Annotated in this window: 17 protein-coding genes and 1 other RNA gene; 2 read left to right on the top strand and 16 right to left on the bottom strand. The window is 60.3% G+C overall.

The annotated features are described in order from the left end of the window. Nucleotides 1–191: 191 nt before the first annotated feature. On the top strand, nt 192–668 hold the full coding sequence (locus DDD63_RS04710) for a GNAT family N-acetyltransferase (protein ID WP_108715399.1): 477 nt from the start codon (nt 192–194) through the stop codon (nt 666–668). A gap of 217 nt (nt 669–885) precedes the next feature. Here the strand turns inward: DDD63_RS04710 and ssrA are convergent. From ssrA to DDD63_RS04640, 14 genes are all read right to left on the bottom strand, one after another. Then, nucleotides 886–1,256, bottom strand: a transfer-messenger RNA (tmRNA) gene (gene ssrA, locus DDD63_RS04705). Nucleotides 1,257–1,405: 149 nt separating this feature from the next. Then, complete coding sequence (smpB, locus tag DDD63_RS04700) at nt 1,406–1,930, bottom strand: SsrA-binding protein SmpB (protein ID WP_108715398.1); 525 nt, start codon at nt 1,928–1,930, stop codon at nt 1,406–1,408. A 266-nt stretch (nt 1,931–2,196) separates the two neighbouring features. Further along, nucleotides 2,197–3,063: a M23 family metallopeptidase gene (locus DDD63_RS04695; RefSeq protein ID WP_108715397.1), complete on the bottom strand. Its 867-nt coding sequence runs from the start codon at nt 3,061–3,063 to the stop codon at nt 2,197–2,199. Then, a complete protein-coding gene (locus tag DDD63_RS04690) occupies nt 3,060–3,536 on the bottom strand; it encodes a hypothetical protein (RefSeq protein WP_108715396.1) in 477 nt (158 codons plus the stop codon). The genes DDD63_RS04695 and DDD63_RS04690 overlap by 4 nt, the downstream gene beginning before the upstream one ends. A 20-nt stretch (nt 3,537–3,556) precedes the next feature. Beyond that, nucleotides 3,557–4,465 (bottom strand): permease-like cell division protein FtsX, encoded by a 909-nt coding sequence (ftsX, locus tag DDD63_RS04685; protein WP_108715395.1) that lies wholly within the window; start codon nt 4,463–4,465, stop codon nt 3,557–3,559. Further along, nucleotides 4,465–5,157, bottom strand: coding sequence for a cell division ATP-binding protein FtsE (ftsE, locus tag DDD63_RS04680; protein WP_108715394.1), 693 nt, complete (start codon nt 5,155–5,157; stop codon nt 4,465–4,467). Before ftsE ends, ftsX begins: the two co-directional genes overlap by 1 nt. A gap of 137 nt (nt 5,158–5,294) precedes the next feature. Further along, the gene (gene prfB, locus DDD63_RS04675; protein WP_108715393.1) at nt 5,295–6,431 is read right to left on the bottom strand and encodes a peptide chain release factor 2; all 1,137 of its coding nucleotides are present in this window, start codon (nt 6,429–6,431) and stop codon (nt 5,295–5,297) included. 98 nt (nt 6,432–6,529) lie between these two features. Further along, a complete protein-coding gene (locus tag DDD63_RS04670; RefSeq protein WP_108715392.1) occupies nt 6,530–6,988 on the bottom strand; it encodes a hypothetical protein in 459 nt (152 codons plus the stop codon). Then, nucleotides 6,985–7,461 carry a hypothetical protein gene (locus tag DDD63_RS04665; protein WP_108715391.1) on the bottom strand — a complete coding sequence of 159 codons (477 nt, stop codon included), beginning with the start codon at nt 7,459–7,461 and terminating at the stop codon, nt 6,985–6,987. Before DDD63_RS04665 ends, DDD63_RS04670 begins: the two co-directional genes overlap by 4 nt. A gap of 177 nt (nt 7,462–7,638) precedes the next feature. Beyond that, nucleotides 7,639–7,833, bottom strand: coding sequence for a TadE/TadG family type IV pilus assembly protein (locus DDD63_RS11980; protein WP_125482438.1), 195 nt, complete (start codon nt 7,831–7,833; stop codon nt 7,639–7,641). A gap of 152 nt (nt 7,834–7,985) precedes the next feature. Then, nucleotides 7,986–8,168, bottom strand: a complete 183-nt coding sequence (locus DDD63_RS04655; RefSeq protein ID WP_108715389.1) for a hypothetical protein — start codon at nt 8,166–8,168, stop codon at nt 7,986–7,988. Between the two features lie 316 nt (nt 8,169–8,484). Then, nucleotides 8,485–9,354: a type II secretion system F family protein gene (locus DDD63_RS04650; RefSeq protein WP_108715388.1), complete on the bottom strand. Its 870-nt coding sequence runs from the start codon at nt 9,352–9,354 to the stop codon at nt 8,485–8,487. Further along, nucleotides 9,354–10,202, bottom strand: coding sequence for a type II secretion system F family protein (locus DDD63_RS04645; RefSeq protein ID WP_108715387.1), 849 nt, complete (start codon nt 10,200–10,202; stop codon nt 9,354–9,356). The genes DDD63_RS04650 and DDD63_RS04645 overlap by 1 nt, the downstream gene beginning before the upstream one ends. Beyond that, on the bottom strand, nt 10,193–11,434 hold the full coding sequence (locus DDD63_RS04640; RefSeq protein WP_108715386.1) for an ATPase, T2SS/T4P/T4SS family: 1,242 nt from the start codon (nt 11,432–11,434) through the stop codon (nt 10,193–10,195). Before DDD63_RS04640 ends, DDD63_RS04645 begins: the two co-directional genes overlap by 10 nt. A gap of 231 nt (nt 11,435–11,665) precedes the next feature. Between DDD63_RS04640 and DDD63_RS04635 the strand changes: the two genes are divergently transcribed. Next, the gene (locus DDD63_RS04635; RefSeq protein WP_108715385.1) at nt 11,666–12,634 is read left to right on the top strand and encodes a phosphotransferase; all 969 of its coding nucleotides are present in this window, start codon (nt 11,666–11,668) and stop codon (nt 12,632–12,634) included. A gap of 45 nt (nt 12,635–12,679) precedes the next feature. Here the strand turns inward: DDD63_RS04635 and DDD63_RS04630 are convergent, their stop codons facing one another. Both DDD63_RS04630 and DDD63_RS04625 read right to left on the bottom strand, forming a co-directional pair. Then, entirely contained in the window at nt 12,680–16,009 is a 3,330-nt protein-coding gene (locus DDD63_RS04630; RefSeq protein ID WP_164505458.1) for a UvrD-helicase domain-containing protein, read from the bottom strand. After that, nucleotides 16,006–19,209 (bottom strand): ATP-dependent DNA helicase, encoded by a 3,204-nt coding sequence (locus DDD63_RS04625; protein WP_108715383.1) that lies wholly within the window; start codon nt 19,207–19,209, stop codon nt 16,006–16,008. The genes DDD63_RS04630 and DDD63_RS04625 overlap by 4 nt, the downstream gene beginning before the upstream one ends. Nucleotides 19,210–19,358 lie beyond the last annotated feature (149 nt).

Below are 19,358 nucleotides of genomic sequence, written 5' to 3'. Positions count from 1 at the left end.
GCATCCTGCCGCCCGCAGAGGGAGTTCCCGCAAAGACCCCGGTCGGCTCTCTCGCCCACTTCTGCTAGTGGCACATCACATATGCGTGTTGGCGGCTTGCTGGCCTAGTTCTCGATATTCGCATCGGTGCCGGCCGGTAGCATTGGCCAATGACTCAAGGAGACACTTAGACCCTGAAAGAAGCCGTCCACATGCAACTGACGATGACACTTCCCCGCCGTGAGTATGTCTCGCAAGGTGCTATTCCGCAGGAGGTCAGAAGCCTGACCGAGCAAGATGTCACTGCGGTTGGCAGACTTTACTTCGAGAGTTATCCGCCGGGGACCGTAGAAGACGAAATGGAAGCAATCGCCGATATTTCAGCGGCACTCAACGGCGAGTATGGAATCTTCCTGCCAGATCAAAACCTCGTCTACGAGCATGACAACGAGATCGTCGGTTGTATTATGGTGGTCGATTCTCCCCCATGGGATGACGTCGCCGAGCAGATATTCATCATCGACCTGTTTGTGCATCCAGATCACCGAGGTGAGGGTATCGGACGAACGCTCTTGTCGACGGCACTAGAGAGGGTGCCATATGACCGCATCATCGGTCTACGAGTGGAAAGCGAAAACAGTGCAGCGATCGCGCTCTACACATCGATCGGTTTCACACAAGCCAACTGAATCCACCACTTCATAAGCGAGGCCCCACTTCATAAGCGAGGCCCGTCCCCCAGCATTTAACGCCGGGGTACAGAGGCAGACTTGCGCACAAGAGTACCGGCACTTGAAGAATCACATTATCCGCAGCGCGCACAAGGTATCCGCGCGATCTACTGTCTTTCACCACATGCCCGTAAACGCGGGTAGCCGCCACTGGCATTCAGTGGCGGCTACCGTGCAGTGGAGATGGCGAGAATTGAACTCGCGTCCGGTAATGCATGCCCAAGTCTTCTCCGGGTGCAGTCTGCTAATCGTTGTTTTCGGCTCCAGAACTCACGCAGACGTGTTTCTGACGAACCTAGTTACGTAAGTGTTCCGAGTTCGCCCGCAACATGCGGACTCAGCAGTGGCTTCCTAAGACGACGCCGGACTCCGAGGAAGAAGCCCCCTCGGGCCGACGGATTTCGGAGCTCGCTCAGGCGGCGAGGGCGAAATCGGTGCGCTTAGAGTTGGCACCTATTGGTTTGCAGAGAGTCGTTAACGAGATGACTCTGCATCCTCGACCCGCTTCCCTTCGACAAACAATCACCGTCGAAACCGATCATCCCCGTATTCAGTTGGCAACCCGGTGACTCCGGGACGTACTCACGATGGAGCGCCTGTATATCTTACAACATTGACAGGCCCCGAGCTATTCCCAAGACCACTCGCCTTCCCGGGCCGCTCGCCTTCCCAAGCCAGTCACCTTCCCGAGGCGCTCACCGCCGCGCCCGACGGCGGGCGGCCGCCATGGCGCGCTCTGCCTCACGGTCCGCCTCGCGGCGCTTCAGAGTCTCGCGCTTATCCCACTCCTGCTTGCCCTGCGCCAAAGCAATCTCGACCTTGGCACGCCCACGCAGGAAGTACAGCTCAAGTGGAACGATCGTGTATCCCTTAGCAGCCGACTTCTGCGCCAATTTACGGATTTCTTCGCGATGCAGCAGCAGCTTCCGCTTGCGCGTGGGAGCATGGTTGGTCCACGTTCCCATCGCATACACCGGAATATTCGCACCTTGGAGCCATGCCTCGCCGTCGCGGTCGATCTCCACCCACGCATCAATCAGCGAAGCACGGCCCATGCGCAGCGCCTTAACCTCCGTGCCTGTCAATGCCAAACCGGCCTCGTAGGTGTCCTCGATGAGGTAATCGTGCCGCGCCCGCTTGTTGCGAGCGATCACCTGCTTAGCATCCGAGGCCGCTTTCGCTTTCTGCGCAGCAGTAAGCTTGTCGGTTTTCTTCGCCATGGCGACCTCCTCCAAGAAACCTGTACAACTGAACGGCCACCCATTCTAGCGGCTGCCAGGGGGATCTGGCCACCTCTGGGCCGTCAACGCAACCTTCCCGCGCCACCGCTGCGGGGCAAAAGTTGGCAGAACCTCGCGGCCCCTACCAACGCATCCAACACCACACCCCGATGGTCTCGACGCCACAGGCCGGTCGCATTCGCGCATCTGACTCTCCACCGTTAGGATCACGGCACGCCGGACTGCAGCGGGACGGCACCACCGACTCAATAGGTCGTAAAGCCGGGAAGACTCATCGGGTCGATAACCGAACCGTCTCGCCATACCTCCATATGCACGTGGCATCCCGTCACGTCACCGGTTTGACCGGTATAGCCGATAATATCGCCCTGCCTCACCGTCTGCCCCACAGAAACATTGAAAGCAGACAAATGGTTGGTGACCACCACCCACGAGTGGCCGTTCACCGTCCCCAGATTGACATATATCTGATTGCCATGCGTCGAGTTGCCGGCAGCCGGGATGACACGTGCAATCGTTCCATTGGCAGGCGCATACTGAGGCGACCCGCAGGTCGAGCGAAGATCTACGCCGTTGTGCATCCAATATCCACCGGTGATTGGATACCAGCGCATACCGAACGGCGACGTCACATACAGCGGGGTTGGAACGACGGGGATGAGCCAGGAAGAGCCCGTCGAAACCGTGCCTCCTCCACCGCCACCGCTGCTGGCCGCCGCAGCCCTGCGCGCATTCTCCGCGTCGATGGCTGCGATGGCCGCCGCCGTGTCGTCGTAGGCTGACTGCGTTTTATCCAAGGACGCCTGGAAGTCCTCCTTGCGAGACTCAAGTTCCGCCGCCTGCCCCTCGTAAGAGGCCTGCAACTCCTCCAATTCGTCCTTCTTGTTCTGCGCGTTCGCTTCCTTCTCGGTTTTCTCCTCGACGAGGGCGTCGGCCTGATCCTTTAGACCACTGATTTGCTCCTCGACATCACTCTGCCGCGCGGCACGGGTCTCGTTACGGGAAACTGCCTGTTGTGCCTGTGTCAGGGCACTGGACTCGGCGCGATTGAGAGCTTCGGAAGAGGCGTATGAATCCAGGAAGTCCTCCGTCGAATTCGCGTTGACGATCATATCGACTGTCGACGGCGTGGACTCCCCCGATACTGGGCACGGCCCAGTTCCGCCAAATTGTTGCGCGCCTTTTCGATATCATACTCGCCCTGTTCGATATCGGCCTCGATGCTTTCCAGCTCCGCCTGCGCGGCCTCCAACTGTGCCGCAACCGCCTGTTGATCACGTTCAGCAGCGGCCAACTCATTTTGCGCAATCGCGAGTTCCGCCTCAGCGGTCGCCACCTGTCCCCGGGTCTCTTCGGTCTTCAGGTAGATCGCCTGTAAATCGGAATCAACCCCTTCGAGCGACGACTGCAGGCTTTCAATCTCGGCAGCCTGTTGTTCTTGTTGCTCTACAAGGTCATCACGATCAGTTGCGAAAGCGGGCCCCGCCGTCGCCAAGCCACTCAAACACAACGCGCCGACTGCCAGCAGTCCCGACAGCCTTCGTCTCCGCCGAGTCCGCATCCGCTTCATTACCAAGTTCTTCATTAGGCAGAACCTCCCGTCTCCTACACCCGGGCATACCTGCGTAATGTCACCCACGAGGCCAGGGCTGCCACGACGGCAGCGCCGACGATAAGCGCCGGAGCAATCTGAAGTACATCAACAGACGAAACCGGCCGCAGCCACTCGTTGGTAAACCACTTCTGTATAAATTGCTCGACCACAACGTAAAGCCCCGCAACAGCGAGAACCGCTCCTAGTAACGCTGAAAGCACGCCTTCCAAGATGAAGGGCAGCTCAATGAAGAAGTTCGATGCGCCAACGTAGCGCATGATCTCCGTTTCGTTACGCCGTGACATGGCCGATAGACGGATCGTCGTCGGCATTAGAAGCAATGCCGTGAGGATCATAACCGCCGCCAAGGCTCCCGCTGCCAACGTCAGTTTGTTGAGAACGTTGAAAATCGGTTCCAACTGAGCTCTTTGGTCCACAACCGTGTCCACACCGGAACGTCCCGATAAGGCCTCAGCCACCACCTCATATTCGGTGGGATCCTTCAGTTTGATCCGGAAGGAAGCTTGCATTTGCTCCTCGGTGAGTACCTCAGCCCAGCTCGTGCCCTCCATACGTTCCTGGAAACGTTCGTAAGCCTCAGCCTTCGTTTCGAAAGCGTACGACTCAACGTATTCCTGCATTTCATCCGTCTCAAGGTACTCCCTGATAGCGGCGATTTGTTCTTCCGACGCTTCGCCGGAGGCACACTGGGCCGATATGGCATCGACGGGGCAGAGGAAAGCGGAAACCTCGACCTTGTCATACCAGTCATCTTTCATTGAGCCGATCTGCGTTTGCAGCAGTACGGCCGCCCCGACGAAGAGCAGGGAGACAAAGGTGACAAGCGCTACCGAAAGCGCCATCGCACTATTCGAGAACAACCCCTTGAAGGTGCGGGAGATAACGAAACGAAAACGCATCAGTTCTGCCCTCCCCCGTAGACACCGCGCGCCTGGTCGCGCACCACGATGCCCTCTTTGAGCTCAATGACGCGTTTGCGCATTTGGTCCACTATCCCGCGGTCATGCGTAGCCATCACAACGGTTGTTCCCGTCCGATTGATCCGGTCGAGCAGGCGCATAATCGACAGCCCGGTCTCAAAGTCGAGATTTCCCGTTGGTTCGTCCGCTAGCAGGATCTGAGGCCGATTGACCATCGCGCGCGCAATAACAACACGCTGTCGCTCACCACCGGACAGCTCTGACATCCGACGCTTTTCTTTTCCATCCAGTCCCACCATTTCAAGGACTTCAGGGACTTCGGTCTTCACGCGATGGCGGGGAGCACCGATCACCTCAAGCGCGAGAGAAACGTTCTCGTACACGTTCTTGTCCGGCAACAGCCGGAAGTCCTGGAAAACGGTGCCGATCTCGCGGCGCATGAAGGGAACGCGGCGCTGGGACACCGTGGAAAGATCCTTGCCCAGAACCTGCACATGGCCAGAAGTCGGCCTTTCCTCAGCCAGGATAAGTGCCAGCATGGTCGACTTCCCGGAGCCTGAAGGGCCAACGAGGAACACGAATTCTCCTCGTTCCACATCCAAGCTGACCGAGTCGAGCGCCGGCCTGGCACCCTTCTGGTAGAGCTTCGTCACCTTGTCGAATGTGATCATAGATTCTCGCCATATTCCGCGGTCATAGTCATCCCTGAGAATACGGCGCATGGCGACGTGACCGGCGGGGACGCGCCGTCACAAAATGTTATAGTTCGCAAAATCCGTGGAGAAGCGCAGCTGGTTGAGCCGGAGCGCTACTCGTCGGCTTCGGCCTTCTCTCCGGTTGCGCGCCAGCGAATACCCGCATCAATGAAGCCGTCTATGTCGCCGTCGAATACAGCGTCGGGGTTGCCGGCCTCGAACCCGGTGCGCAGATCTTTGACCATTTGATACGGCTGCAGCACATACGACCGCATCTGGTCACCCCACGAGGCCTTAATATCGCCGGCGAGCTCTTTCTTTTCTTTGGCCTCTTCTTCCTGTTTCAGAAGCAGTAATCGGGACTGGAGAACGCGCATTGCGGCCGCGCGGTTCTGTATCTGCGACTTCTCGTCCTGCATGGAGACAACGATTCCCGTAGGCAAATGCGTGATCCGTACCGCCGAGTCAGTCGTGTTAACTGACTGTCCGCCCGGACCGGAGGAGCGGAACACGTCAACACGGATGTCGGACTCGGGCACGTCAATGTGATCGGTGCCTTCAATCAGGGGAATCACCTCTACCGCTGCGAACGACGTCTGGCGGCGCCCCTGGTTATCGAACGGGCTGATCCGCACAAGGCGATGCGTTCCGGCCTCCACCGACAACGTCCCGTAGGCATAGGGGGCATGGACCTCAAATGTGGTGGACTTGATGCCCGCCTCTTCGGCGTACGAGGTGTCGAGCACCTTGGCGGTGTACCCCCGCCGCTCCGCCCACCGCAGGTACATGCGTTGCAAGGTCTGCGCAAAATCCGCGGCGTCGACTCCTCCGGCTCCGGACCGGATGGTCACGACGGCGTCGCGTTCGTCGTATTTGCCGGATAGGAGAGTGCGTATCTGCAGTTCGGAAAGCGACTCCGAGACGGCCTCGAGTTCGGAGTCCAAATCGGCAAACAGCTCCGCCGCTGTCTGCGGATCTCCTGCCACCTCTTCGTTCGCCATCTCCAGCAACGCCTCAAGATCATCCAGCCGCCGACCCATTTTTTCGATCTTCTCCAGCTCGGAACGGGCGTGCGACAGCTTGGATGCCACCGCCTGCCCCTTCTCCGGTTCGTTCCACAGGTCTGGATCGGCAGACTGCTCCGTCAACTCCGCGACGCGCTTGCGTAACTCCTGCGGATTCTCGACGGCGGAGATCTGGTCGAAGATACTGCGCAGATTCTCAATCTCGGTTGAATAGTCAGTGGCCACGGGTGCAAGGCTACCGCATTATTCCCCTCCGCTACTGCATCGGCGTCCTGAACCGGGCTTGGCTTGGCACTCAGCTCTTGCTGTCGCACAGACTTCGTCTATGGTGCGGCGCGTTGCCGCAAATAGGCACGACTGGTGGCGCTTAAACGTACCGTACCGGTTCCTAACCCATCCGGCACCAGAGCGATTCTGGCAGACGTCGATAGTGTCACCACTACATCTCCCTCCTCGATGCCCGTCGGTTGGGCAACTTCGTACCCCTGCGGCACGATACGGAGAGCTTTTTCATATGCCTCCCGTGAACTCGGGCCTAAGTCCGCGTCAGGCCCTCCCTCGTAGTAGGCCGCATCGGAGAGATCGTCGGCTATCTCCAATGCCATTGCATCCGCCTGAGCCAGAAGTTCTCTCCGTTCGACGTACAACAGGGACACCGAGACCAGTCCTCCTAGCAGGACGACAAGCACCATCCACAACCCAAGCCCGAGTAGCAACATATTGCCGTTCTCGGCATTCCTACCGTTCATTACCGCGCCGCTCTCGGCATTCCCAGCGCTCATTCCCGTTGCCTTCTCAATTCATCGACCGGCATCGTCGACGCCGCCGTAATCTCAACCCTGTTTCCGAAAACCGGAAGGGGCACTTCGGCATGAACCGTCACCGTCACCTCTGCGCCCGGCGTGAGGCAGGGGACGTCTGAGCAGGATATGACCACTTGCGGTGGAGGCAGACCTCGCTCACGCAATGACTGCGCGGCAAGTTCCGTAGCTCTGTCACGCCCCAGCTCCACACTCTCAGAGCGCACGAATGCACGACTGGCATCACGCGCTGCAGCCACAACAGCACTGCGATGGGCGAGAAGATCGGAAGTAGTCACGATCGCCACTGCCGCCGTAAGCGCAAAGACCATCAACACTGCGGTCAGCTCAACAATCGCGTTGCCCCGCTCGGCATCTGTCTTGACGCGCGCCAGGCACCCGCTACCTCGCCGGTTCGTTGTGCTGATGCTCCATTCCTTACTCAATTGCCGCATGCGCCCTCACCGAAAGAATATGGGGCCCTTCCACACCGAAGAGTGGCAGTGGTCCGGTGATCTCGACTTCTATCACCGGAACCCCCGCGATATCGGTTACATACGCGACTATGTCGCGCGCGTATTCCTCTGCCAGATTCCCCGTGACGAACTCGCCTGCTCGACTGGTTGCAACCTCTACGCCTTCCGCAGGACCTGCTTTACTCGCCGCGCCGGCGCGTGCCCTTCCGCCGCCGCATCCTGCAAGACGGTACGTACATGCAGTGTTATCGCCAGACTAAAGAGGGCAAGCACGGCGAACAGCAACAGCGCCACTGCCATGGTAAAGCCGACAACCGCGCTCCCCTTCTCCGAGGAAGCCCGGGACCGCACCGGCAGAGAGTTCAACACGCCAGGCCCGTTCTCTGAGTACCGGAAACGTGGATTCGCGGGGGACCATGCCGCCCGCCCTCGAACATCCGCTTGTGCGTTCCGGGACCACAGTGGGTGTACCCGCGAGCGCCAGTAGGCCGGATGATGGCCGATCATAAGAGACCAGCGACCTTCTCAATAGCCGTATTGAAGAGATTCACCAGCGCAGGACCGGCAACGGCCCAGATTGCGATAATGAGGCCAGCAGTCATCAACGTGACCAACACCCAGCCCGGTACGTCGCCTTGTTCTCCGGTTGTTGGCGACGCTAGAGCACTTGGCCATCTTTGCCCCATGCGCCACCTGTATTGGCTCGTGGAGGCAAGGGGAACTGTCCAATTCGAGGCCATTTGTTGCCTTCGCAACCGCATCGTTTCGCCATAATCTGGTCCTTTCCGTGTAGTTTTTCGTGATCTTGAGCTTCTACGTGTTATCCAAACCCCGCATATCGCGTATGCGAAGGGCCGCCGACATGCACGGGTGGTGAATGCTGACCTTGGGCGGAGGGTCTGACGCTGCGGCCTCTTGGGCAGTGCCATGCGCCCCGCACCGCCTTATCCAGACTTTGCGGAGCAGGCCGACAACACCAGTACGTCTCCTTCCAGCGCATGACTACTCCAGCGAGATGATCGAACACAGCGCGGGATACAGCGCAAAAAGCACCGTGACCGGAAGTATGAGAAAGACGACCGGTACCATCATCGCGATTTCTCGGCGTCCGCCTTCCTCCAACAGCTGGAGTCGTCCATATTCACGTGCATCCGCAGCCTGCGCACGCAGCACCACCGATAGCGACGTGCCGCGTTCGATCGAGGTCACAAGCGCATCGGAAAACCTGCTGATACTCGGGCTCTCACTTCGCTGCGACATTGCCCGCAGTGCTTCAACGAGCGGCGTACCCGCACGAACGTCGCGTAGCGTTCGTTCTATTTCCCATGTCAGCGCGCCATGCCCCAACCCCTGGACACGTTCCAGACCGGCAAGGATCGATTCTCCCGCCCCCACCGCGAGAGCCAACAGTTCGGCAACATCGGGCAGCTCCCGAGTCAGGCGCGCACAGTGAGCACGGGCCTGCCGACTGAGCCACGAATCGGCACCAAGTGCGCCCCCGATCCCTCCGCCGCATACCATGACGACGCCGAACGGCACACTTACTCCCCGCGCGACAAGTACCAGCGCCACGAAGAGGCCGAACGCCAGTCCCAGAACGGTCCATTTGAGCTGCCGGAGCCGAAACTGCTCGACTGTGAGCGTCCCGAGACTATTGACCCGCCGCCGGACCGAAGACGTGGATGAACCGACCCGGTCGACGACACGCATGAAATCGGTTGCCAGGCGAAGTCTCCACCCTACGTGCTCACCGCGCCAGCCGTCGTCGAGATAAGGGAGTACTCGCTCTACGACTCGTGGCCTGACGGGCAAGAGCGAACACAGCACCAACCACAGCCCCAGCCCGATACCCGCACCGACACAGAATCCCATCACCCGCCCCTTTTCAGCTGTGCGGCACCGCCGCTTAATACGCGCGGTTCTTCGGGAAGTCGACCGATTCGCATCATCGCTATGTATGCGACGACCGTCGCCACCAATCCGCACAGAAGAACGAGACTTCCCAGAGGGTTGGAGAAGGCCTGGGCGGTACCCGGCCGGGTGCACAACAAGGCAAGAACTATCCAAGGCGCCGCTGCCGCAATACGGGCCCCGTTGACCGTCCATGACTGACGTGCAAGTAGTTCCCCGCGTGCCCGATTCTCCGCGCGTAGCGTTTGTGACAGTTCACCGAACATGACCGCCAGATCGTATCCTCCCAACTGACTTGCCAACCGCATCGCCTCAACCGTGCGGTCCGCAACCGGATCCGCGAAGCCTTCTTTCAACGCATCCAAGGACTCTTCCATCCGCCCGGTCGCTTCGAGTTGTGCGGAGAAGCGGAGGAAGTACGGGCGCATCGACTCCGGTCCACGCGTGCCCTGCGCCGCCACCGCTTCACCAATGCTCAGACCTGCTCGCAAAGCTGACACAATATCGTCCAGTGCTTCAGGCCAGCTCTCACGCATCAGGCGACGTCGACGGCGCAGCAGTGACTGCTGAATGCTACGGGGTGCGCCGATACCGAGAATGCCGCCACTTATTGCCAGGGGAACCTGCCGAGTACCAAACAGAAGCGCACCGCCCACAGCTACCCCGCAAAGAACCGCCACAGCGACGGTTCGCGGTGCGGGCAACAGCCTCAGCGCATGCGGTTTTCGCCAGGGCTCTACCACTCCACCGAGCACGGACGCCACAATGACAATGCCCGTTCCGAGGAGTAGCCCGACTGCTACCGCCATGACGCACTCTCCTTCGGGACGTGCGGCGGACCTGCCATATTGATACCCTTGCGCCCCCGCCGTGGTAATTCACTGCTGCACTGAACAAGAGCACCGTTGCGGTAGGCGAACAGGCTCGCCATCTCGATGCGCCCCGACTCAATTCTTCCGGTGACTGCCGCAACTTCTTTCACGATGCGTAGCCCTGCCGCATCCCTCTCCATATGGATGACGAGATCAACGGTCGAAGCTACTGTTGGCACGACGAAGGCCGAAGTGACATTCTCGCCGGCCAGCAGCGGCAAGGTGCAAAGCTTGAGAATGGCCTCCCGGGCCGAGTTGGCATGTATGGTGCAGGCACCGGGTACGCCCGAGTTCAAGGCGACGAGTAGATCGAATGCCTCTGAGGAACGGACCTCGCCGATCACAATATGGTCGGGGCGCATCCGCAGCGCTTCGCGCACCAGGCGACGGAGCGTCACCTCTCCCCGCCCCTCGATTGACGGCGGACGGGTTTGCATCGCAACGACATCGCGGTGCTCCAGCGCCAGTTCGAAGACCTCCTCCGCCGTGATGATGCGGTCGCCAGACGGAACCGAACCCAGCAAGGCCCGCAGCATCGTGGTCTTGCCGGCCTGTGTCGCCCCTGACACCAGGATATTCATTCCCGCTTCCACCGCTGCCGAAAGAAATTCCGCCGCCTGCCGCGTCAGCGTCCCAGCGGCAACGAGTTCGCCCAGCCCGCGCGCACGCACAACGTACTTGCGAATGTTGACGGCCCAGTGGCGACGCGTTATATCCGGGATGACAGCATGAAGGCGCTCACCGGATTCGAGAGCCGCATCGACAAAGGGACTGGAGAGGTCGAGCCGACGCCCGGAGGCCCGCAGCATCCTTTCCACGAGGTCATGGACTTGCGTATCCGTCAGCGTGACGTTGGTGAGCTCACTGCGGCCGGCACGAGCTACAAATACGCGTCCAGGATCATCAATCCAGATCTCTTCCACGTCGGGATCGTCGAAGAACGGTTGCAGCGGGCCGTATCCGCCAACCGCGTCACGCACCGCACGCCGAGCCGTCCCTATCTCGCTGATCGGTTCGACCGTGCCACGCACAGCGGCGTGTTCATGGCGCGTGATCGCCTCGCTGATCAAAGCCTCGAGCGCATCCGGTTCACGCTGCGGGTCAATGCCGCGCTGCCGCACGAGGCGGCGCACCTGCCCCTCGAGACCAGCGTTCACATCGGCACTCATCTTTCTCCTGCCCAGGTCAACTGCAACCGCTGTCCGTTTCCGTTCTCACGCTAAGTCAGTAGTCGCACCCTACGCAGAACGTATCCACACCCCTGTGGATAACTTCGGTTACTCACCCTCCGCGTATTCCCGGCCACTGCCACCACAATCCACCGCCGTCATCCGCCTCATCCGACCTGCGTTCGGTGTGTGGTGTTTGGGAGGAGAGTCAAGAACACGTAGGTTTAGGGAGTGAACACTTCGCCGCTTTACCTCGCCGCACTGGCCGTCAGTGCTATCGACGGTCTGGAGGCCGTCGGGACGCGTCCGCCCTTTACTGAATCGGAAGACTTTGTCACCGGTGGTGTCCTTGATGCACGCGGGCAGCACTGGGTTGTGAAGTACCCGAAAAACTCACTGGCCGCGACAATCCTCGAGGCGGAGGCCTCCCTGGCGCCGATACTACTTGAGGAGTTGCGTGCCGGACGCCTGTCCTTCGACATCATGCGACCTGCGGGTTTCGCCGACGGTGCAGCCGACGGACGTGCAATTGTCTATCCGGAACCCTTTGGGCATAGCAACGAATTCGAACTCATGAATGACGCCCAGGCCCGTGAACTCGGGCGCACACTTGCCGCCATTCATTCGCTCTCCACCGACGTCATCGCTCGGGCAGGTCTTCCGGTGTACAGCGTGGAAGAATGGCGCCAGCGGCTGCGCGTTGAGTTACACGATGCGGCACAGACATCCTCCATTCCCGCCGTTCTTCGCCGTCGTTGGGAGAACGCGCTGGAGGATGATGCTCTGTGGCAGTATGAGCCGGTTGTCGTGCACGGCGACGTCGCCGCCGAGAATTTCCTCTGGTCGAACGGCACGACGGTGTCCTCCGTTCTCGGATTCGGTGAGGCCCGTGTGGGTGACCCGGCACAGGATCTTGCACCGCTGCTCGGGTTAGGCGATGAGCCCTTCGATCTCATCGTCGAGTCATATCAGAATACGCGCGGGGTCAGAGTCGACGACGCCATGTATAGCCGAACCTTGCTCATGTCGGAGCTGGCCGTGATCCGCTGGCTCATGTACGGCATCCGCACATCCAACAACTCGGTGCGCACAGATGCGGAGACCATGCTCCTTGATCTCGCGGAGCAAATCAATGCCGATCCCGACTTGGTGATCGGACCGTCCTGGAACGTAGATCCGCAGGCAAACAACGCGCCCTGAGCGGGGAATCCTCTCTGAGCGGGGCGTGGGCAGAGGAAGAAGTAGTCAAGCTGAAGATTCGGTGGAGAATAGCGAGTCTTCAATTCGCTTGGCGATCTCCTCTTCCGACATCATCCCCGCCTCGAAGGTGTGGCCACCGGAGCCAAGATAGACGAAGCATGCCCCCACATCCTCCAGTGGCAGTCCGTGGGCGCGCGACCACGCCAAGCGGTAGAGGGCGAGTTGCAGTTCGCGTGCCGCCAGCTGCTCCGGTCCCGGACGCCGTCCACTTTTCCAGTCGACAACGGTCACCTTCGCGCGGCCGGGTATGCCTCCAGTTTCGAAAACGGCGTCGATGGTGCACCGGATGACGCGTCCGGCCACGACAACCTCCAGCGGTTGCTCGACGGCGAGTGGCTCGAGCGCAGCCCACGGAGTTGATGCAAAGACGCGGAGCAACTCATGCTCTCTTTCGCGCGGCAATGCTGGTTCATCCGTCTCCTCCGGCAAGTCGATATCCAGGGTTGCGACTGCGGAGAAGTGGCTGGCTATTCGCGCGTGCAAGGTGGTGCCCGTGCGCGCAGCATGACTCGGTTGGCGTGGAATGGGTCGGCGCTGCTCGCGCCTGAACTGCTCCGGATCCTGCTGCATCCGCACCACGTCCGTCGCGGTGAGGTATGGGCGTTCCCTTCCCATGGCACCAGCTTGGCGCTGCTCCGCGAGCAAGATTTCTGCTTGTCTGTACCACGCTTGCACACGGTCATCCGTGGGCTCTGTCCGAAGCCGCTCTCCCAATGATCGTGATATGTTCTTCGGCCAGCACAGATCATCCTCGAAGGTGGGAACCGGAGCCAACATCGGTGGCACGACGATCTCCGCACCAAAGACTTCCATAAGCTCCTCAATATCCGTGGCTTCGGGTGCCTCAACCAGTAGGTTGGCGGGCCAGTCCTGCCCTGCCACCGAAGAAATCGGGACGAGCGGAACCTCCGTTGCCGCACGGATATCACTCAAGAACGAGGATCGCTGACGTAGCGGTATTGGCCCGTCTTGCTTGTCGCGCTTCTTCAGGCCTCCGATCCATTCCGGCGTATCTGCCGCGAATCCTGCCAAAAGAAGTTCGGCGCGCGGGCGTGTAAAGGCCACATATGCCAAACGACGCATCTCCTGGCTCTCATGCGCGGGCAACAGTTCCGACTTGAATGCACGGTAGTCCGCCCCTGCCGCGAACTTATCGGCACAACCCGTCACTTGGAATCGGGGAAGATACCGATAGTCTGCGCGCAAAGGATAGGGGAACACAGCATTGGACTGCGGCCAGGCATGGACACCCCTTGTGATCTCCGAGAATTGCCCGTCGACTAACTCGGGTACGGCGACCAGGTCCTCCCACTGCAACCCCTTTGCCGCGTGGATCGTCATCAGTTGTACGACGCCGGGATGTACTTCGGCACCTTCAGTAGGAAGAGCTTCTTGCCCTGCCTCCTCTTCGCCACCGTGTTCACGCAGGTCCACCGCATCTAGCCACGCCAAGAAGTCGGCGACGGAGGAGTCGGGATGATCTGCCGTGTAGGAGCTTCCCAACGCAATGAAAGAATCAATAGAAGTACGAACCCGCTGCGCGGCACTCCGGCGCGCCACCGCCGCAACATCTAGCCCAAGTAGCCGTACCGCGCGCGCAATAAGATCGGGCAACGGAGAATGTAAAGCACGGCGAAGCTCCGCCAAGACCCGGGACAACGCCGCTATGCGCTGCCGCGCCGCCTCGCTCAAGGAACTCTCCTCCCCCTGCGGCGGGTAGGTGACGGCCTCGATGAGACTGCGCTCTTCGCGATGATCGAGTTTCGTTCCCAGAACCTGTCGCTTCGCAAGCTCGCGTGACCAGCCATCGAGCGCGCGCAGATCGTCCGCACCGATTCCGTAGAGCGTCAGCAGTCGGATCAGGAGGTCGTTGCGACCCGGGCTCGCGACAACACCGAGCGCCGCTCGCAGGGTCAGTATCTCAGGCCGACGAATCATGCTCTCCCCACCGACGAACTCGTAGGGGATGCCCAGTGACTGAAGTACAGGAGCCATGCGCTCAAGGTAAATGCGTTTTCGCCCGAGCACGGCAATCTCCGGGCGATGGTCGGGCCGAGTACGACGGAGCTCGGCAATCACGTCACGGATCCGCAGCCCAATGGCTAGATAGGATTCCTCGCGCAGCCAGGGCCGTATCTCAATAACGCGGCCCGGCCCGGCATGAGGACGTGAACGAAGCTTCCTCACTCCGACGCCGCCGGTCGTAATACTCGCAGCAACGGCATTTGCGGCGTCGAGGATGGCATCGTCCGAGCGGAAGGAGACCGACAGCGATAGTCGCCGCACATGTGGCAGTCTGGCGGCGAAGTCCGCCAGGGCGTTCGCACTGGCACCGCGCCACCCGTAAATGGCCTGGTTCGGATCTCCCACCGCGCAGACCGACCTCCACGAGCCTGCCTGCGTATCTTCGCCGCGAGTCAATGCGGAGTAAATGAAAGCGGCCTGATTCACCGAGGTATCTTGATACTCGTCCAACAGCACCAGCCGGTATTGGCTAGCGACCTCGCGTCCAATGTCGGGATGACGATTCAGTACGGCGGAGGCTGAGGCAACCTGATCGGCAAACTCAACCAAGCCCTCGTCCCGTTTTCGCTGGAAATATGCCTCAACCACATCCAGTAGTTCCCGGCGCAGTCGTAGCGATGCGGGCGCTTTCCCTTTGAGTTCACTCCACGCCTTCGAGTCCGCACTTTGATCTTTGCCGAACCGTTGCTTCTCCTGTGCCAAAACGTCAATGGCTGTCATCTCGGCGTCGAGAAACTCACGTACCCCATCGGTGGTGAGTTGATTGTCAAGAATCGCGGCCTCCAGCACCAATGCCGATTCCACGAGGCTTGAGCGCTCGAGGTCACCGAAGTCATTTGCGCCGCTCGGCCACTCGTCGATGATCTGCGACATGAGCTGCCATCGTTCACCGTCCGTAATCAGACGCGCCGCCGGATCGACGCCGATTAACAGCCCATAACTGGAGGCGATATCTACCGCAAATGAGTTGTATGTGGTGATCAATGGCCTTGTCAAGGATTCGCGTTGTTGTACTACCCGATTCAGGCGGCCGAGTGTGCTCTCCACACGTTGTGCCAGCTCACCGGCGGCTTTACGGGTGAAGGTCAGGCCGAGCACTTCTCCAGGATCTGCACGTCCGATGGCCACCTGATAAGCGATGCGATCGGCCATCGTAGCCGTCTTTCCCGACCCAGCTCCGGCTACAACCAACAGCGCCGGATCCTCGGCTTCGATCACCAGCCGTTGTTCCGCGGTAGGCTGCGCGTTCCGATCCGGGTGGATCATACGCATGATCTTCTCGTAAGTCATGAGAACATTCGCCCTTCTGGTAGCACCGGGCATGCTGCGGTGAACGGGCAGGTACGGCACAGACTCGACGGATGAGCCGGAAGCTGGTCAGCCGCTAACAGATCCACAGCTACCCGAATGCGATCAGCCGCTCGTTGCCTGGTCTGACTATCCAGGGGCTGCTGCTCCCGTATGGTTGGCATACCGCTCTTCAACCGCGCTCGAAGGTAGACGAGCTGTGCACCCACACTACGCACACCGTATTGGAAGTTTTCCGCAAGCCGTCCCGGTGGGTTCGCCTCGCCACGTTCTTTCGTCTCGCCAGGTCGGTTCACCTTACCCGGATCGTTCACCGCGCCATCTGCCGTGAGACGTTCAAACGCCCACTGGTACAGCTGAAGCTGTACGTTATCAGCAGCTGCTGCCTTACCCGGCACGTTCTTTCCCGTCTTGAGGTCGGCAATAAGCACACCGTCATCGCTGCCGGAGAGTCGATCAAGTGTGGCGGACAGATGCGCATTGTCGGCGACGGCCACTGACAGATGCTGTTCGGTGACCACGTCTTCGGGGTGCTCAGCCATGTAGGCGGCGAGCGCACGAATCATTTCCTGCGCCTGTCTGTAGTCCCGGTGCGCAAGCTGCCCGGAGTGCGGATCCGGCAGCACCTGCCGCCATCTGTTCTCCAACACCGCCAACAGCTCAGCTTCACTTCCATGCGGATAGTCTTCCGCGATCGAATGAATCAGCGTGCCGAGTTGCGCTGCGCTTGTTCCATCGCCGTCCTCCCCTCCAATATTGCTGAAGAACGCTTGCAGGGGGCAGTCAAGCAGACGTTCAACACGCGACGGCGACACATGGGCGGCATGACGGACTCCTTTCCGCACCGTTGGTTGGAGTTCGTCCAGCCAACGCGCAGGATCCGCAGCTGTGACTCCCTCCTGCTGTAAACGCGTCAAAAGTTCCTGCGCCTGTACGCCCGCCCGGGTATCCAGAGCCTGCCGTAATTCGCCCACCAGTGAGGTCAAATCAAAATCGGGTTGGAGAGGCTCCGGTGAACGCAGTTCTGGCCCGTTCGAGCCGAATCCCATGGCGGAAAAGAACCTGGATGGCTGCGAATCAGCTGAATGCGTGCAGGTGATAAGGAGTGACCTACGCGCCCTGGTGATGCTGTGGTGCAGCAGACGGAGTTCGTCGTCGAGAACATCCTCCACCGCCTCCCGACGGTACTCACTGCCCCCGCCGACCTCGCGACCGGTTGCGATTTGCGTCAACCGACCGGTACGCGTGTATCCGTCACGCAGGCGCAGATTTGGCCAGACTCCCTCATTCAGACCGGCGACGACGACGTGGTCCCACTCGCGGCCTTGGCACCCGGCCGGAGTGGTCAGTGCTACCGCATCAATACCCGCTCCCATTCGCGCAATGGAATCCTCAGGAAGGTTCTGTACTTCCAGTTCCGACAGCAACGCTTCAATGGTGACATGTGGATCCCGATCTGCCATTCGCTGCGCCAAATGAAAAAGCTGGATGACGCTGTCAAGATAGGCGTCAGCTGCGTCTCCTTCCACACCTGCGCGTAAGGACTGCTGCTGCCACGCATCGGCACGTCCACTTCCATCCCATGCCACCCAGAGCACCTCTTCCGCCTGACGGTGCGATGTCTGCGCGACCTGCCGTATTCGCTGCAACAGCCGCGCGGCTCGCATCAGGGGTTCAACACCACGCGGTGCGAGTGCACTGAGGCGCTCGGGCCCTTCCACCACGACCTGTAACAGGTCCGGCACACGCACCGGCGTATCTGCAGCAAGCGCATATCCGCGTAGTACTCGTTGCATGCGGCGTAGTTCGAGCGGATCGATGCCGACGATGAGCGAGGTGAGTACGTGCTCAATATGTACAGGCATGCCTAGGGCAAGTCTGACCGTCTCCAGCAGAGTTGACACAGCCGGCTGCTCGCGCAACGGACGATCAGAGCCGACCTGTTCCACCGGCACCCCGCGCCGTATCAGGCTATTGCGAAGAGTGCTGTGCATCGTACGTGACCGCGTAACAACGGCCATCGTGCCATAGGGAATGCCCTCGAGCACGTGTAGTTCTCGCATATGGCGCGCGATCGCCGCAGCCTCTTCCTCCGCATGAACGAAACTACGCCCTTCAACACGGTCTGGATCGTGCCCTGCTTGTGCCCTGCGCTGTGCAATTTGCCCACCACCTACTCGGATACATGACACGAGTTCGTCAGCTATCCCCGCCAAAGCGTTGCCACCCCGGTGGCGTTGCGTCAAATAGAGCGGCTGTAGACCCATGCCCAGCGGAGCCGGGGCAGTGAGATCACCGGGTAGCGATGCAACACCGCCACGAAAACCCTGCACAGCGCCGTCCGGATCGCCCGCCACAATGACTCCTGCACCATCGGCCGCCAGTTGACTCAGCAATGCCAAAAGTGATCGTGGCGCATTCTGCGCGTCATCAATCAACACCCAGTCCCATCTTGGACGGACGACCTTCTGCCCGCTTGGGGAGGACGCCATATCATCCCAAGTGCTCAGCATCGCCGCTGCCGCCCCGAGCAAATGGACGTGGTCAAGCCTGTCGGGGGCGGAGGCATCCCCCGCAAAAGCGTCTCTAGCCTCTGTGAGAAGCTCATAGCTGCGCATGACAGCAGCTCCTGACACCCATATCGGCTCGTTGCGCTGCCGCCCCAACTCCTCCAGTTCCGCAGCAGAGTAGCCCAACTCTGCCGCGCGGGTGATCAGGTCGCGTATCTGGGCACGAAAACCCGGCAGGGTGCGCACCTCCGGCGTGACGAAGGACGGGAAGCGGATGGTCGGATCCTCTAACACCGCCGCAATAAGTGAATCCTCGTCCGGCCCAGAGATAAGCTCCGGGCTGCGCCTACCAACGGCCTGTGCGTAGGCTTGAACGATGTGAAAAGCGAACGACGACAGCGTTGCAACGCGAACATTGCCCGGAAGGCCGCCGAGAGCCAATGACAGGCGATTACGCACGTCGAACGCCGCCCGCCGATCCTGTGTGACCAGTGCGATCATCGCATCAGAGTTGGCGGCCAGTTCGCGGCGTACCAGTGCCTCGAGCACCGTAGTCTTACCCGTCCCGGGCGAGCCAAGCAAAGCGAGACGGGCGGCGGCTCGCGCCGCGTCCAGCGCTGCCAGCTGTGATCGGTCCAACTGCCACTGAGTTGGTTGCAGATCCGTGCCCATTCCTGCCTCCTTTCATACCCGAGCGCCGTCATTTCCTTTTGCGCACCGCATATGCTCAACTCTATCGGCAGGCTCCCACACATTTCGCTCCGCGAAAAACCCGCACCCGTCGCTGGGAGCCAACACGCACGCCCGCTAAGCTGATAGAA

The organism is Actinobaculum sp. 313 (genome assembly GCF_003073475.1).
Classification (GTDB): domain Bacteria; phylum Actinomycetota; class Actinomycetes; order Actinomycetales; family Actinomycetaceae; genus Asp313.
This window is presented reverse-complemented; position numbering and strand designations above follow the sequence as displayed.

Excerpts from the sequence above, each read along its gene's own strand:
- DDD63_RS04625 (WP_108715383.1), bottom strand. The coding sequence starts at position 19,209 with ATGGGCACGGATCTGCAACCAACTCAGTGGCAGTTGGACCGATCACAG.
- smpB (WP_108715398.1), bottom strand. The coding sequence starts at position 1,930 with ATGGCGAAGAAAACCGACAAGCTTACTGCTGCGCAGAAAGCGAAAGCG.
- DDD63_RS04690 (WP_108715396.1), bottom strand. The coding sequence starts at position 3,536 with ATGAAGAACTTGGTAATGAAGCGGATGCGGACTCGGCGGAGACGAAGG.
- DDD63_RS04630 (WP_164505458.1), bottom strand. The coding sequence starts at position 16,009 with ATGACTTACGAGAAGATCATGCGTATGATCCACCCGGATCGGAACGCG.
- ftsX (WP_108715395.1), bottom strand. The coding sequence starts at position 4,465 with ATGCGTTTTCGTTTCGTTATCTCCCGCACCTTCAAGGGGTTGTTCTCG.
- DDD63_RS04695 (WP_108715397.1), bottom strand. The coding sequence starts at position 3,063 with ATGATCGTCAACGCGAATTCGACGGAGGACTTCCTGGATTCATACGCC.
- DDD63_RS04650 (WP_108715388.1), bottom strand. The coding sequence starts at position 9,354 with ATGGGATTCTGTGTCGGTGCGGGTATCGGGCTGGGGCTGTGGTTGGTG.
- DDD63_RS04665 (WP_108715391.1), bottom strand. The coding sequence starts at position 7,461 with ATGCGGCAATTGAGTAAGGAATGGAGCATCAGCACAACGAACCGGCGA.
- DDD63_RS04670 (WP_108715392.1), bottom strand. The coding sequence starts at position 6,988 with ATGAGCGCTGGGAATGCCGAGAGCGGCGCGGTAATGAACGGTAGGAAT.
- DDD63_RS04710 (WP_108715399.1), top strand. The coding sequence starts at position 192 with ATGCAACTGACGATGACACTTCCCCGCCGTGAGTATGTCTCGCAAGGT.
- DDD63_RS04645 (WP_108715387.1), bottom strand. The coding sequence starts at position 10,202 with ATGGCGGTAGCAGTCGGGCTACTCCTCGGAACGGGCATTGTCATTGTG.
- DDD63_RS04640 (WP_108715386.1), bottom strand. The coding sequence starts at position 11,434 with ATGAGTGCCGATGTGAACGCTGGTCTCGAGGGGCAGGTGCGCCGCCTC.
- ftsE (WP_108715394.1), bottom strand. The coding sequence starts at position 5,157 with ATGATCACATTCGACAAGGTGACGAAGCTCTACCAGAAGGGTGCCAGG.
- DDD63_RS04655 (WP_108715389.1), bottom strand. The coding sequence starts at position 8,168 with ATGGGGCAAAGATGGCCAAGTGCTCTAGCGTCGCCAACAACCGGAGAA.